The sequence below is a fragment of the Streptomyces sp. NPDC014882 genome (genome assembly GCF_043081325.1).
Taxonomy (GTDB): Bacteria; Actinomycetota; Actinomycetes; order Streptomycetales; family Streptomycetaceae; genus Streptomyces.
Window position 1 is genome coordinate 18,159 of the sequence record NZ_JBIBWL010000004.1, and the last position, 14,731, is coordinate 32,889.

A 14,731-nucleotide genomic window follows, 5' to 3' on the forward strand; every position below is an offset into this window, starting at 1 on the left:
GCGTCAGGACCGGCGCGGAAACCCGTCCGGAGCGAGTGCGGCGTACGGGGTCCGTCGGGGTGAGCGCGGCGTGCGGGCTCGTCGAGGGTGAGTGCGGTGGCGTATGGGAGCCGTCAAAGGTGAGCGCGGCAGCGTATGGGAGCCGTCAAAGACGGTCGATTCCGGTCAGGGCGGTTGTTTCCTGTAACCGTCCCTGTTCGACCGGGATCTCATCCCCCGGACCTCACCTCCAGGAGCTCACGATGGCCGATCTGGCCTTCGTCGTCACCACGATCGCGGTCTTCGCGCTGGTGGCCCTCGTCGCCAAGGGGGTGACGAAGCTGTGACCGCCGAGAACATCGTCGGCCTCGTCGTGGCCGTCTCCCTGCTGGGCTATCTCGCCCTCGCCCTGCTCTCCCCCGAGAGGTTCTGAGAAGCCCCATGGGTCCCGTACTCGCCGGCGTGCTCCAACTGCTCGCGCTCGTCGCGGCGCTGGCGCTCGTCCACGTCCCCCTCGGCACCTACATGGCCGGGGTCTACTCCTCCGACCGCCACTGGCGGGTGGAGAAGTGGCTGTACAAGGGCATCGGCGCCGATCCCGACACGCGGATGGGCTGGTCCGCGTACCTGCGCGGGGTGCTCGCCTTCTCGGCCGCCGGTGTCCTGTTCCTCTACCTCCTCCAGCGTGTCCAGGGCGTGCTGCCGCTGTCGCTGGGCTTCCGGTCGATCGACCCGGACCAGGCGTTCAACACCGCCGTGTCGTTCGTGACCAACACCAACTGGCAGTCGTACTCCGGCGAGCAGGCCATGGGCCACGTCGTGCAGACGGCCGGGCTGGCGGTGCAGAACTTCGTCTCCGCCGCGGTGGGGCTGGCGGTGGCCGTCGCGCTCGTGCGGGGGTTCGCGGGCTCCCGCTCCGGCGAACTCGGCAACTTCTGGGCCGACCTGGTGCGGGGCGTCGTACGCCTCCTGGTGCCGCTGGCGTTCGTGGCCGCCGTCGTCCTCGTCGCCCAGGGGGTGATCCAGAACTTCTCCGGCATCCATGAGGTCGGCCGGTTCACGGGCGGCTCGCAGCAGTGGAACGGCGGCGCGGTCGCCTCCCAGGAGGCGATCAAGGAGCTGGGCACCAACGGGGGCGGCTACTTCGGCGCCAACTCCGCCCACCCCTTCGAGAACCCGACGCCCTTCACCAACCTCTTCGAGATCTTCCTGATGCTGGTGATCCCGTCCGCGCTGCCCCGGACCTTCGGCCTCATGGTCGGCTCGGTGCGGCAGGGCCACGCCGTGCTCGCGGCCATGGGCGTCATCTGGGCCGGCTTCACCGGCCTGATGATGTGGACCGAGTTCGCGCACCACGGCCCGGCGCTCCAGCTCGCCGGCGGGGCGATGGAGGGCAAGGAGGTCCGCTTCGGCGTCGGTTCCTCGTCGATCTTCGCGGTGTCGACGACGCTCACCTCGACCGGCGCGGTCGACTCCGCCCACTCCTCCCTCACCGGTCTCGGAGGCGGCCTCACCCTGCTCGGCATGATGCTGGGCGAGATCGCGCCCGGCGGCGTGGGCTCCGGCCTCTACGGCATGCTGGTCATGGCGGTCGTCGCGGTGTTCGTCGCCGGTCTGATGGTCGGCCGCACCCCCGAGTACCTGGGCAAGAAGATCGGCACCCGCGAGATCAAACTGGCGGCCCTGTACATCCTCGTCACCCCGGCGCTGGTGCTGGTGCTCACCGCCTTCGCGACGGCCCTGCCGACCCCGGCGGACTCCCCGGCCGGCAGCGGCGCCCACGGGTTCTCGGAGATCCTGTACGCCTACACCTCCGCCTCGAACAACAACGGCTCGGCCTTCGCCGGTCTGAACGCGGACACCCGGTGGTTCAACAGCACGCTGGGTCTCGCGATGCTGCTCGGCCGTTTCCTGCCGATGGTGTTCGTGCTGGCGCTCGCGGGATCGCTGGCCCGGCAGCAGCCCGTCCCGGTCACCGCCGGCACCCTGCGCACCGAGAAGCCGCTGTTCACCGGTCTGCTGGTGGGCGCGATCCTCGTCGTCACCGGTCTCACGTACTTCCCCGCCCTCGCGCTGGGCCCGCTCGCCGAGGGGCTGGCGTGACGACCGTCCGCACGGAGAAGACGACCATCCGCACAGAGAAGACGACACAGAACCCAGAGGACTCCATGTCCACTCCCACCCTGGCCCCCCATCCGGACGCGCCGACGGGCCACAAGGCCCCCGAGGGCCGTGTCGGCGCGGGTCTGTTCGACGCCGGGCAGCTTCTGCGGTCGCTGCCGGACGCCTTCCGCAAGCTCGACCCGCGGGTGATGGTCAAGTCGCCCGTGATGTTCGTGGTCCTCGTGGGCTCCGTCCTGACGACGGTCCTCTCCTTGAAGGACCCGGGCGACCTGTTCGGCTGGGCCATCAGCGCCTGGCTGTGGCTGACCGTCGTCTTCGCCAACCTCGCGGAGGCGGTCGCCGAGGGACGCGGCAAGGCGCAGGCCGACACCCTGCGCAGGGCCAAGGCGGACACCGTGGCCCGCAAGGCCGACGGGACCGTGGTGCCCGGCGCCGAACTGAGGGTCGGCGACCTGGTGGTCTGCGAGGCGGGCGACGTCATACCGGGCGACGGCGACGTCGTCGAGGGCGTGGCCTCCGTCGACGAGTCGGCGATCACCGGCGAGTCGGCGCCCGTCATCCGGGAGTCCGGCGGCGACCGCTGTGCCGTCACCGGAGGCACCAGGGTCCTCTCCGACCGCGTCGTCGTCAGGATCACCACGAAACCGGGCGAGACCTTCATCGACCGGATGATCGCCCTGGTCGAGGGCGCCGCCCGGCAGAAGACGCCGAACGAGACCGCGCTGAACATCCTGCTCGCCTCGCTGACGATCGTGTTCCTGCTGGTCTGCGCCACGCTGCCGGCGTTCGCGGACCACGCCGGCACCCACCTCACCGTGGTCGTCCTGGTGGCGCTGCTGGTCTGTCTCATCCCGACCACCATCGGCGCGCTGCTCTCCGCGATCGGCATCGCGGGCATGGACCGGCTGGTCCAGCGCAATGTCCTCGCCCTGTCGGGGCGGGCGGTCGAGGCCGCCGGCGACGTCTCCACACTGCTGCTCGACAAGACCGGCACCATCACCCTCGGCAACCGCAGGGCCGCGGAGTTCGTACCGGTGCGGGGCGCCACGGAGGCCGAGGTCGCCGACGCCGCCCAGTTGTCGTCACTGGCCGACCGGACGCCCGAGGGCCGCTCCGTCGTCGTCCTCGCCAAGGAGCGGTACGGCCTGCGCGAGCGGCACGAGGGCGAACTGGCCGGCGCCGAGTGGATCGCCTTCACCGCCCGCACCCGGATGTCGGGCGTGGACGTCGACGGGCGCCGGGTGCGCAAGGGCGCGGCCGGCTCCGTCATCGCCTGGGTGCGCGAACAGGGCGGTGAGGTCGCCGCGGACGCCGGGGAGCTGGCCGACCGGATCGCCGGGGCGGGCGGTACGCCGCTGCTGGTGGCGGTCGACGACGCCCGCGGCGCGCGGGTGGTCGGCGTCGTCCACCTCAAGGACGTCGTCAAGGAGGGCATGCGCGAGCGGTTCGCCGAACTGCGCCGCATGGGTATCAGGACCGTCATGATCACGGGCGACAACCCGCTGACGGCCAGGGCGATCGCCGAGGAGGCGGGCGTGGACGACTTCCTCGCCGAGGCCACGCCCGAGGACAAGATGGCCCTCATCAAGCGCGAGCAGGCCGGCGGCAAACTCGTCGCGATGACCGGCGACGGCACCAACGACGCGCCTGCGCTGGCCCAGGCGGACGTCGGTGTCGCGATGAACACCGGTACGTCGGCCGCCAAGGAGGCCGGCAACATGGTCGACCTCGACTCCGACCCGACCAAGCTCATCGAGATCGTCGAGATCGGCAAACAGCTCCTCATCACCCGGGGTGCGTTGACGACGTTCTCGATCGCCAACGACGTCGCCAAGTACTTCGCGATCATCCCGGCGCTGTTCGCGGCCGTCCACCCGGGCCTGGACAGGCTCAACATCATGCAGCTGTCCTCGCCGGACTCCGCGATCCTGTCCGCCGTCGTCTTCAACGCGCTGGTCGTCATCGCGCTGGTCCCGCTCTCGCTGAGGGGCGTGCGCTACCGGCCGGTCAGCGCCGACCGGCTGCTGCGCCGCAACCTCACGATCTACGGCCTGGGCGGCCTGATCGTGCCCTTCGTCGGCATCAAACTCATCGACCTGCTCCTCTCCCTCGTCACCGGGCCGTGACCTTCCGAAAGCGTGCTGATCCCATGAAGACCTCTGTTCCGCACACGGCACGGCTGCTGGGGGCGGGCCTGCGCGCCCTGCTCGTGCTCACCCTCCTGACGGGCGTCCTCTACCCGCTGGCCGTCACCGGCATCGCGCAGACGCTGTTCGGCGGCCGGGCGAACGGCTCCGAGATCACGGCGGACGGCAGGGTCGTCGGCTCCGCGCTCATCGGCCAGCAGGGGTACGGCCCGGACTGGTTCCAGCCGCGGCCGGCGAACGGCCTGGGGGAGAACTCGGTCAACACCCGGTACCGGCTGCTGGTCTCCGGCGCCACCAACCGCTCCGCCGACGACCCCGAGCTGGTCGCGTGGGTGACGAAGGCGCGGGCGAGGGTCGTCGAGCAGAACTCCACGGCCGGCTTCACGGTCGACCCCGCCCGGATCCCCGCCGACGCGGTCACCTCCTCCGGCTCGGGCCTCGACCCCGACATCTCCCCGGCGTACGCCGAACTCCAGGTCCACCGGGTCGCCGAGCGCAACGGCCTGTCCGTCGCCCGGGTCGAGAAGCTGGTGCGGGAACACACCGAGGGCCGCACCCTCGGGTTCCTGGGCGAGCCGCGCGTCAACGTCCTCGAACTCAACGTCGCGCTCAGGAGCCTGATCGACCACGGGTGAGGCGGTTCTCCCCCGCCGTCCGGGCAGCCGACGCGCCATCTTGCCGCTGCCCGGACGGCCTTCTACAGTCCCCTCCGTAATGTTCGTCGCAAGCGCCGAATGTTTCGGGGGGTTCTTTCTGTCACCTGTCTGACGGACGTGCGGAAATTTCTCTGTGTTCAAGGGGTTGCCACCTGTTGGAGGCTGTCTCTAGGGTGCGGCAGCAGCGAAGCTTTCTGGATTGCTACCGAAACTTTCGATCCTGCGAACGGCCGTGTCCGGCCGTTCCGTACCCCAAGGAGCACATGATGGGCGACCCGGGACTCTCCCGACGAGGCTTCCTGGCGGCCTCCGCCGCTGCCGGACTCGGCATGACGGCACTGAGCGCCTGCGGCGGCGACTCGGACGGAGGATCGTCGGGGACGACCACCATCGAGTGGTGGAACATCTCCACCACGCAGCCGACCAAGGACGTCTGGGCCGCCCTCGCCAAGCAGTTCGAAGCCCAGAACCCCAAGGTGAAGGTCAAGATCGTCCAACTGGAGAACGACGCCTACAAGTCGAAGATGACCGCGCTGATCGCCTCCGGGAAGCTGCCGGACATCTTCCACACCTGGGGCGGCGGCGTCCTGAAGCAGCAGGTCGAGGCCGGGCTCGTCGAGGACCTCACCGACCGCACCAAGGACTGGGCCGACGGCATGCTGCCGGTCGCCAAGGAGCCGTACCTGGTGGACGACAAGGTCTACGGCATACCGTTCGACATCGGCATGATCGGCTTCTGGTACAACAAGGCCCTCTTCAAGAAGGCCGGCGTCAGCGCGCCGCCCACCACCTGGAGCGGATTCCTCGACGCCGTGAGGAAGTTGAAGTCCGCCGGCATCACCCCCATCGCCCTGGCCGGCAAGGAGAAGTGGCCCGGCATGTACTACTGGGCCTACCTCGCGATGCGCACCGCCGGGGTCGACGCCCTGCAGAAGGCCAACGACGACAAGGACTTCACCGGGGACGGCTTCGTCCAGGCGGGGCAGCACCTCCAGGACCTGGTCGACCTCCAGCCGTTCCAGAAGGGCTTCCTCGGCGCCGCCTACTCCAGCCCCACCGGACAGGCCGCCACCGTCGGCAACGGCAAGGCCGCGATGGAACTCATGGGCCAGTGGGCCCCGGTGGTGGAGGCCGACGCCGGCAAGGGACTCGGCGCCGACCTCGGCTTCTTCCCGTTCCCCGAGGTCGAGGGCGGACAGGGCAAGCTCACCGAGGTGTTCGGCGGCGGCGGCGGACACGCCCTGCGCGCCGGCGCCCCGCAGGCCGCCGTCGACTTCCTGAAGTTCTTCGCCTCCGCGGCCACCGACACCGAACTGGTCAAGAAGACCGGGGTGCTGCCCGTGGTGCCGGCCGCCGAGAGCGCGCTGACCGACCCCAACCTCAAGGCCGTGCAGACCCAGTTGAAGGCGGCCACCGGCTTCCAGCTCTACCTCGACCAGGCCTACGCGCCCGCTCTCGGCCAGGAGATCAACGACAGCGTCGCCGCCCTCGTCGCCGGTTCCAAGTCACCCGCGCAGGTCGCCCAGTCGATCACCAAGATCGCGAAGGAAGAGCAGTAGCCGGCGATGACCTCGACCTACCTCCCGGACAAGCGCAGCGGCCCGCCCGTCGGTACCCCGCCCCCGGCCGCCGGAGCGGCCCGGGGACGGGCCCGGCGGCGGGCACGCCACTGGCTCACCGCCGTCGTCTTCCAGGTGCCCGCCCTGGTGCTGTTCGGCGTGCTGGTGCTGCTGCCGATGCTGTTCGCGCTGTACGCCTCGTTCTTCCGCTGGGGCGGCTTCGGCATGCCCGAGGACTACATCGGCGTCGACAACTTCACCCGTCTCCTCGACGACCCGGTCTTCCTCGGTGACCTCTGGCGCTGCCTGCTCCTGGTCGTGCTCTCGCTCGTGGTCCAGCTGCCGTTCGCGCTCGCCCTCGCGGTCGCGCTCAACCAGCGCCTCCGCGGGCGGGCCGTCTACCGGATGCTGTTCTTCGCGCCGTACATCCTCTCCGAGGCGATCACCGGCGTGCTGTTCGCCATGATCTTCGCGCCCGACCAGGGACTCGCCGACCACGTGCTCGGCGCGGTCGGCCTGGACGGCCTGGGCGGGGAGTGGTTCGCCGACCCGTCCACCGTCATGGCCACCCTGTTCCTCGTCATGACGTGGAAGTACTTCGGCTTCCACATGATGCTCTACCTGGCCGGACTCCAGTCGATCCCGGCCGAGTTGACCGAGGCCGCGCTCATCGACGGCGCCGGCGCCTGGCAGCGCTTCCGCCACGTCACCCTGCCGCTGCTCGCCCCGACCCTGCGGATCAGCGTCTTCCTGTCCGTCATCGGCGCGGTCCAGCTCTTCGACCTGGTGTGGGTCACCACCGCGGGCGGCCCCGACCACCACTCCGAGACGATGGCCGTCACCCTGTTCCAGTACGGCTTCAAGCGCTACCAGGTCGGCTACGCCAGCGCGATCAGCGTGGCCATGTTCGCCATCAGCCTCGTCTTCGCCCTCGCCTACCAGAGGTTCGTGCTCCGCCGCGACCTGGAGGGGGCCACCACGACCCTGAGAGGAGGCGGCTCGTGAACGCCCGCCGGACAGGCCGTACCTTCCCGCTCCACATCGTCCTGATCGCCGTCGGCACGGCGATGGCCGTCCCCCTCGTCTACGCCGTCCTGTCCGGCTTCAAGTCGACCGACGAGCTGTCCCGCAACCCCATCGGCCTGCCCGAGTCGTGGGTGACCTCCAACTACACCGACATCCTGGGATCCGGCTCCTTCTGGCAACTGGTCGGCAGCAGCACCCTGATCGCGATCGGCACGACGGTGGTGGTGGTCGCGGTGTCCGCGCTCGCCGCGTTCTCCTTCGCCCGGTTCGCCTTCCGCGGCCGGGAGGCGCTGTTCACCCTGTTCACACTGGGGCTGATGTTCCCCTTCGCGGTGGCGGCCCTGCCGCTGTTCCTGCTGCTGCGCCAGATCGGCCTGCTGGACAACCCGCTCGGGGTGATCCTGCCGCAGGCCGCCTTCGGGCTGCCGATGACGATCGTCATCCTGCGCGGCTTCTTCCGGGAGATCCCCGCCGAACTGGAGGAGGCCGCCACCCTCGACGGCTGCGGCCCCCTCGGCTTCTTCTGGCGGATCCTGCTGCCCATGGCCCGCCCCGCCCTCGGCACGGTCTCCGTGCTGGCGGTGGTGGGGAGCTGGAACAACTTCTTCCTGCCGCTGCTGGTGTTCACCGACTCCACCTGGTGGACGATCCCCATCGGCGTGCAGCAGTTCCAGGGGCAGTACTCGGCCGAGTACGCCCGCGTCTTCGCGTACCTCGTCCTCGCCATGGTCCCCGCCCTGGCCTTCTACTCCGTCGCCGAGCGCCAGCTCGTCGGCGGACTCACCGCCGGCGCCACGAAGGGATGACGCGCGCCCCCGCGGCCGTACGACTCGACGACATCACCGATCGCCCAGGAGTCGCCCCATGCCCCGCACCTCCCGTACCCGGCTCGGACTCGCCGCGGTGCTCGCCGCCGTCCTGACCGGCGCCGGTGTCGCCACCGGCCCGGCCGCACAGGCGCACCAGCAGCACCGACAGCACCAGCACCACCGCACGCTCGCCGACCTCGCCGAGCGCCACGGCCGCTACTTCGGCAGTGCCACCGACAACCCCGAACTCACCGACACCGCCTACACGGAGATCCTCGGCGAGGAGTTCGACATGATCACCCCCGGCAACGGCATGAAGTGGTACGCCACCGAGCCGCAGCAAGGCGTCTTCGACTTCTCCGCCGGGGACGAGATCGTGGACCTCGCCCGCGCGAACCACCAGCGGGTCCGGGCCCACACCCTCGTCTGGCACAGCCAGCTGCCCGGCTGGCTCACCGACCGGGAGTGGACGGCCCCCGAACTGCGGGCCGTCCTCAAGAACCACATCCAGACCGAGGTGCGGCACTACCGCGGCAAGGTCTACTCCTGGGACGTCGTCAACGAGGCGTTCAACGAGGACGGCACCTACCGCGAGACGGTCTTCTACAAGACGCTCGGCCCCGGCTACATCGCCGACGCCCTGCGCTGGGCCCACCAGGCCGACCCCAAGGCCAAGCTCTACCTCAACGACTACAACGTCGAGGCCGTCGGCCCCAAGAGCGACGCCTACTACGCCCTCGCCAAGGAGCTCAAGGCGCAAGGGGTCCCGCTGCACGGCTTCGGCCTCCAGGCCCACCTCGCCCTCCAGTACGGCTATCCGGCGAGCCTGGAGGACAACCTGCGCCGCTTCGGCCGCCTCGGCCTGGACACCGCGCTCACCGAGGTCGACGTGCGGATGCAGTTGCCCGCGACCGAGGAGAAGCTGGCCCAGCAGGCCGACTGGTACCGGGACCTGACCGAGGCGTGCCTCGCGGTGCGGCGGTGCGCCGGCGTGACCGTCTGGGACTACACGGACAAGTACTCGTGGATTCCCGACTTCTTCCCGGGCGAGGGGGCGGCCCTGCCGTGGGACGAGCAGCTCGCGCCGAAGCCGGCGTACCACGCGATCCGGGAGGCGCTGAAGTAGGGCAGCGGCGCGGAACACGAGCCGGCGGGGGTGCGCCGAGGGGCGCGAGGTCCGGGACCCTCCGGACCTCGCGTACCCGTGGGCGAGGAGGACGGGAGGACGACCGCGGGAGCCACGGGGGCGACCACGGGGTCACCGGGAGTGAGCGGCCGCGGGCGCGCGTCGGGGCCGGCGCGCGGCGGCGGCCGCGGTCCGGCCCCCGGACCGGTGGCCGGCGCTCGACGGCGCCGTCCCGGTGGTGCCGAAACGGTGCCGCTCAGGCCGCCGTCACGACGCGGCCGCCGGCCAGCGGGCGGTGCGGTGCGATGATCCGGCCGTCCGGCAGGATCTCGCCGGTGTCCTCGAAGAGCAGGACGCCGTTGCACAGCAGGCTCCAGCCCTGTTCCGGGTGGTGCGCCACGAGGCGGGCGGATTCCCGGTCGGCGGAGTCGGCTGTCGGGCACGGTGGCTGGTGCTGGCACATGGAGGGGATCTCTCGCTCAGGCGTGGTGGGTGGAAGGTGTGTCGTGTCTGTCCCGCGGCGTGAAACGTCGTTCATGGCCGCCCCCCGTTGTGATAAGTCGGTCGGAACCCCAGTGTTGCCCCGCGGGCGTCGTTCCGCAGGGATTTCGCGGCACCGCTCCTCACAGGTTCATGACGCGTCATCCGCGCGAGCGGTTCATTCCCGTCGCACCGTCAGTTCGGGTGGTTCCGGCCGGCCGGATGGGGCTAGTCCCCATGGCCCGGGGGCCCTGGGCCGGACCGGAGAGAGCGTCGTACCCCGCCACCGGGGCCGCGGTGGCGGGGTACGGCACGAGGCGGGCGGGCGGTCAGGCCGGCGAGCCGAGCAGGGGCGGCCGGGTCACCCGGAGGCTGAGCACCGGCAGCAACTCGGCGACCCGGTGCGGGCGGTGCGCGGCGATGCCGGGCGGCGCCGGGGCCAGCGGCACCAGGAGGTCGGTCGGCGCCGGATGTCCGGAGGTGCCGTCCGAGGCGCAGTCGCCGTGCAGCCACAGGGTGAGCATGTAGAGGCCGGGCAGGGACAGCAGGCGCGCCTGGTACGGCTGGGTCGTCGACTCGGCCTGGCGCAGGGCCAGTTCGGTGGAGGCGAGGTACGGGCCCTCGAAGAAGTGCGAGAAGGCCCAGCCGTCCGGGGTCAGCCGGGTCTCGGCCGCGGCCAGCGACCGGTCTCCGCAGCGGATCAGGAAGCGCCAGCCGGCCAGCCTGGTCGCGGACGCGCCCTCGGGGGCGATCCGGTCCAGGACGTGCACGGGCAGCGGGAGTTCGGGAGTGAGGGGTCCCTGCGCGGTGCGCAGGGCGGGAGTCCTCGCCTCGCGGACCGCGGTGGGAGAACCCAGTGCCGTGAGGACGGAGCGCAGGGCGGGCGCGGGAGCCGGGGGGACATGCAGCGGCATGGTGGGTCGCCTCTCATTGGACAGGCACGATGGCACGAGGGCGTGGGTGGGGCGGACGGCGCTGTCAGCTCTCAGGGTGAGGTCGGAGAGGCAGGGGAGCCGGGGTCTGGGAACGGAGGCTGCGCCTGCGGCCCGCCGTCCCTCTCGTAGAGGACGACAGGCTTCTTCGACCGCGGGGTGCCCACCTTCTCCGCCTTGTCCGCGGAGTTTATACGACACGTGTTCAGACTGCGTTTCGGCTAGCCGCTCCCGGGATACCCGTCAAGATTCCATTCGGACGGCGGTACGCGTGAATCATCCCGATTCGGAGAGAGGCGCGCCCCGATGACCTCAGGATATGCGGACGCAGTGGTCGGCTCATTCTCGTCGGCGTTTTTCACGAGATCCCGAGTTCGCGAATCGGCCCTTTGCCTCATGCCCCGTGAATGTGCCTCCGGTCACCTCCGGCGACTCGGCCAGAGTAGCGGGTGCGATGCCGGGTAGGTGACGTTATCGATCGACGGGGTTGGGCATCATCCCATCTGACCCCGGCACACCGGCGGCCGGAACCTCGGACCGCCACGCGAGGAGGGACGCCCCATGGGGGAGAAGGTCGTGGCGGGCGGGTTCGACCTGTCCGATCGCCAGCGCCACCGGGACAAGCTGCGCCAGTGCCTGTCGGTGCTGGAGCGACTGCTGGCCCAGCAGCGCTTCGACCGCCCCAGGAATCTCATGGGGCTGGAGATCGAACTGAATCTCGCCGGCGCGGACGGTCTGCCGAAAATGTTGAACGGGGAAGTGCTGGAGCGGATCGCCAGCCGGGACTTCCAAACAGAACTCGCCATGTTCAATCTGGAAGTGAACATAGCCCCACACCGGCTGGGCGGCCGGGTATTCGACCGGCTCGCGGAAGAAGTCCGTACCTCATTGGCATATGCCCACCGAAAGGCCGGGGAAGTCGACGCGGGAATCGTGATGATCGGTATTCTGCCGACTCTCGACCGTGACGACCTGGTCTCCTCCAACCTTTCCGACGTCGACCGCTACACCCTCCTCAACGATCAGATCGTCGCCGCCCGCGGTGAGGAGTTCACCCTCGACATCGACGGCGTGGAGCATCTGTCCTGCACCTCGAAGTCGATCGTCCCCGAGGCCGCCTGCACGTCCGTGCAGCTGCACCTCCAGGTCACGCCGGGCCGCTTCGCCGACGTGTGGAACGCCGCGCAGGCCGTCGCCGCGGCCCAGATCGCCATCGGTGCCAACTCGCCGTTCCTCTTCGGCCACGAACTGTGGCGCGAGTCCCGGCCGCCGCTCTTCCAGCAGGCCACCGACACCCGGCCGCCGGAACTCCAGGCCCAGGGAGTGCGTCCGCGGACCTGGTTCGGCGAACGCTGGATCAGCTCCGCGTACGAGCTGTTCGAGGAGAACCTGCGCTACTTCCCCGCCCTGCTGCCCCTCTGCGACGAGGAGGACCCGGCGCAGGTCCTGGCGGCGGGCGGCACCCCCAGACTCGCCGAACTGGTCCTGCACAACGGCACCGTGTACCGCTGGAACCGCCCCGTCTACGACGTCGCCGACGGCGTCCCGCACCTGCGCGTCGAGAACCGCGTCCTGCCCGCCGGCCCGACCGTCACCGACGTCGTCGCCAACGCGGCCTTCTACTACGGCGTGGTCCGCGCCCTGGCCGAGGAGTCCCGGCCGGTGTGGACCCGGATGCCCTTCGAGACCGCCGCCGACAACTTCGACGCGGCCTGCCGCCACGGCATCGACGCCCGGCTGCGCTGGCCCCGGCGCGGCCGGCTCGGGGGCGTCACGGAGGTCGACGCGGTGAGTCTCGTACGCGACGAGCTGCTGCCGCTGGCCGAGGCCGGGCTGGACGCGTGGGGGGTGGAGCCGGCCGACCGCGACCTCTACCTGGGCGTCATCGAGGAACGGTGCCGGCTGCGGACCAACGGCGCGAGCTGGCAGGTGGCGACCTTCCACGCCGCGCTGGAGGCGGGGCTGCCGCGGGACGCGGCCCTGGCGGCGACGACCCGGCGGTACGCGGAGCTGAGCCGCCGGGGAGAGCCCGCGCACACCTGGCCGGTGGGACTGCCGGAGCCCGTCCCCGCGGGGTGACGGCCCCGGGGGCACCGCGGTTCCGCGCGGCCCCCGGCGGACGGGCCGCGCGCCCGGGTCGTGAGCGCGGGCCTTGCGCACGGGACTTCGCGGCGTGGGGCCGACGCCGGCCGCACCGTGGGGATCGGGCAAGCTGTGACGTCCGATGGTGGTGCGGCAGGTGTGAAGGTGGAGGCCCCGCAGGTGGCTGATTCTTTTCCGCAGGAGCGGTTCTCCCGGCGGATCCTCCGGGACGAGACGCTGCTCGTCCTGGGCGTCTCGCTGGGCGCGAGCGGGGTGTCCGCCCTGATCAGTTTCGTCGGATCGGTCACGAAGCCGGGCGGCCTCAAGGACCAGGCGGCGACCCTCAACGCCTCGGCCGCGCCGGGCCGCCCCTGGCTCGACCTCGCCTGGCAGCTGTTCGGGATCGCCAGTGCGCTCGTCCCCGTCGCGCTCGTCGCGCACCTGCTGCTGCGCGAGGGACAGGGCCTGCGCACCCTCGGCTTCGACCGCACCCGCCCCTGGCCCGATCTCGGCCGCGGCGCCGCGATCGCCGCGGTCATCGGCAGCTCCGGCATCGCCTTCTACCTCGCCGCCCGCGGCCTCGGCTTCAACCTCACGGTGGTGCCCGAGGCCCTGCCCGACGTGTGGTGGAAGTACCCGGTGCTGATCCTGTCGGCGCTGCAGAACGCGATCCTCGAAGAGGTCGTCGTGGTCGGCTACCTGCTGCGTCGCCTCGGACAGCTGGGATGGACGCCGGTCGGGGCGCTGGCGGCCAGTTCCGTGCTGCGCGGCTCGTACCACCTCTACCAGGGCATCGGCGGGTTCGTCGGCAACATGGTGATGGGCGTGGTGTTCGTGCACCTCTACCGGCGGTGGGGCCGGGTGGGGCCCCTGGTCGTCGCGCACGCCCTGCTCGACATCGGCGCCTTCGTCGGATACGCGCTGCTGGCGGGCAAGGTCGACTGGCTGCCCACGGCGTGAACGCGGGCCTTACGCCCCCGGCCCGGACGGACCCTAGGCGAGCAGGTCGCCCTCGATGACGGTGACCGCGCGGCCCCTGAGCAGGGTGCGCGGGCCGCGCAGTTCGGTGCGGACGTGGCCGGAGCGCGGTGAGGCCTGCAGACCGGTCAGCTCGGCGCGGCCGAGGCGCTCCGACCAGTAGGGGGCCAGTGCCGTGTGGGCGCTGCCGGTGACCGGGTCCTCGTCGATGCCGACGTTGGGGAAGAAGCAGCGGGAGACGAAGTCGTGGCCCAGGCCGGGGCGTTCGGCACGGGCGGTGGCGATGACGCCGCGCGCGGAGTGGGCGCGCAGGGCCCGGTGATCGGGGCGCAGGGCGCGGACGGTGTCCTCGTCGGCGAGTTCGACCAGCAGGTCGCCCACGTCCGGGCCGGTGTCGAAGGCCGTGAGCGGTTCGGCGCCCAGGGCCTCGGCGACCCCCTCCGGGACCTCCACACGGGTGAGGGGAGCGGTCGGGAAGTCCAGGGTGATCGAACCGTCCTCGGCGGGCGTCGCGACGAGCACCCCGCTGCGGGTCGCGAACCGCACCGGTCCCGCGTGGGCACCCGTGCTGTGCAGGACGTGCGCGGTGGCCAGCGTGGCGTGGCCGCACATCGCCACCTCGGTGACGGGGGTGAACCAGCGCAGCGCCCAGTCGGCCCCGCCGCCCGCCGGCAGCGGGTGCGCGAAGGCCGTCTCGGCGTGGTTGACCTCGAGGGCCACGTTCTGGAGCCGGTCGTCGCCGGGGAAGGCGTCGAGCAGCAGGACCCCGGCGGGGTTTCCGGCGAAGGGACGGTCGGTGAAGGCGTCGACGATACGAATCCGCATGGGGCGAC

Annotated in this window: 13 protein-coding genes; 10 read left to right on the top strand and 3 right to left on the bottom strand. The window is 71.0% G+C overall.

Annotated elements, in window-relative coordinates; genetic code table 11:
* Nucleotides 1–322 precede the first annotated feature (322 nt).
* The 8 genes from kdpF to ACF09K_RS11320 all read left to right on the top strand — a co-directional run bounded on the left by kdpF (nt 323) and on the right by ACF09K_RS11320 (nt 9,426).
* Nucleotides 323–412, top strand: a complete 90-nt coding sequence (gene kdpF / locus ACF09K_RS11285; RefSeq protein WP_392242490.1) for a K(+)-transporting ATPase subunit F — start codon at nt 323–325, stop codon at nt 410–412.
* A gap of 8 nt (nt 413–420) precedes the next feature.
* Nucleotides 421–2,082: a potassium-transporting ATPase subunit KdpA gene (gene kdpA, locus ACF09K_RS11290; protein ID WP_392242492.1), complete on the top strand. Its 1,662-nt coding sequence runs from the start codon at nt 421–423 to the stop codon at nt 2,080–2,082.
* 65 nt (nt 2,083–2,147) lie between these two features.
* Nucleotides 2,148–4,229, top strand: a complete 2,082-nt coding sequence (gene kdpB, locus ACF09K_RS11295) for a potassium-transporting ATPase subunit KdpB (RefSeq protein WP_392242494.1) — start codon at nt 2,148–2,150, stop codon at nt 4,227–4,229.
* Between the two features lie 23 nt (nt 4,230–4,252).
* Nucleotides 4,253–4,885 carry a potassium-transporting ATPase subunit C gene (locus ACF09K_RS11300; RefSeq protein WP_392242496.1) on the top strand — a complete coding sequence of 211 codons (633 nt, stop codon included), beginning with the start codon at nt 4,253–4,255 and terminating at the stop codon, nt 4,883–4,885.
* Nucleotides 4,886–5,172: 287 nt separating this feature from the next.
* The gene (locus tag ACF09K_RS11305) at nt 5,173–6,465 is read left to right on the top strand and encodes an extracellular solute-binding protein (RefSeq protein WP_392243172.1); all 1,293 of its coding nucleotides are present in this window, start codon (nt 5,173–5,175) and stop codon (nt 6,463–6,465) included.
* Nucleotides 6,466–6,471: 6 nt separating this feature from the next.
* Entirely contained in the window at nt 6,472–7,470 is a 999-nt protein-coding gene (locus tag ACF09K_RS11310; protein ID WP_392242498.1) for a carbohydrate ABC transporter permease, read from the top strand.
* Between the two features lie 62 nt (nt 7,471–7,532).
* The gene (locus ACF09K_RS11315; protein ID WP_363092998.1) at nt 7,533–8,297 is read left to right on the top strand and encodes a carbohydrate ABC transporter permease; all 765 of its coding nucleotides are present in this window, start codon (nt 7,533–7,535) and stop codon (nt 8,295–8,297) included.
* 58 nt (nt 8,298–8,355) lie between these two features.
* Complete coding sequence (locus ACF09K_RS11320) at nt 8,356–9,426, top strand: endo-1,4-beta-xylanase (protein ID WP_392242500.1); 1,071 nt, start codon at nt 8,356–8,358, stop codon at nt 9,424–9,426.
* A 256-nt stretch (nt 9,427–9,682) separates the two neighbouring features.
* Here the strand turns inward: ACF09K_RS11320 and ACF09K_RS11325 are convergent, their stop codons facing one another.
* Both ACF09K_RS11325 and ACF09K_RS11330 read right to left on the bottom strand, forming a co-directional pair.
* Nucleotides 9,683–9,889: a DUF5999 family protein gene (locus ACF09K_RS11325; RefSeq protein WP_392242502.1), complete on the bottom strand. Its 207-nt coding sequence runs from the start codon at nt 9,887–9,889 to the stop codon at nt 9,683–9,685.
* A gap of 346 nt (nt 9,890–10,235) precedes the next feature.
* Nucleotides 10,236–10,820, bottom strand: a complete 585-nt coding sequence (locus ACF09K_RS11330; RefSeq protein ID WP_392242504.1) for a hypothetical protein — start codon at nt 10,818–10,820, stop codon at nt 10,236–10,238.
* A gap of 579 nt (nt 10,821–11,399) precedes the next feature.
* Between ACF09K_RS11330 and ACF09K_RS11335 the strand changes: the two genes are divergently transcribed.
* Together ACF09K_RS11335 and ACF09K_RS11340 are read left to right on the top strand one after the other, a co-directional pair.
* Nucleotides 11,400–12,917, top strand: a complete 1,518-nt coding sequence (locus tag ACF09K_RS11335) for a glutamate--cysteine ligase (protein ID WP_392242506.1) — start codon at nt 11,400–11,402, stop codon at nt 12,915–12,917.
* Between the two features lie 162 nt (nt 12,918–13,079).
* Nucleotides 13,080–13,880 (top strand): CPBP family intramembrane glutamic endopeptidase, encoded by an 801-nt coding sequence (locus ACF09K_RS11340; protein WP_392242507.1) that lies wholly within the window; start codon nt 13,080–13,082, stop codon nt 13,878–13,880.
* Between the two features lie 33 nt (nt 13,881–13,913).
* Here the strand turns inward: ACF09K_RS11340 and ACF09K_RS11345 are convergent, their stop codons facing one another.
* The gene (locus ACF09K_RS11345) at nt 13,914–14,723 is read right to left on the bottom strand and encodes a PhzF family phenazine biosynthesis protein (RefSeq protein WP_392242509.1); all 810 of its coding nucleotides are present in this window, start codon (nt 14,721–14,723) and stop codon (nt 13,914–13,916) included.
* Nucleotides 14,724–14,731: the final 8 nt, after the last annotated feature.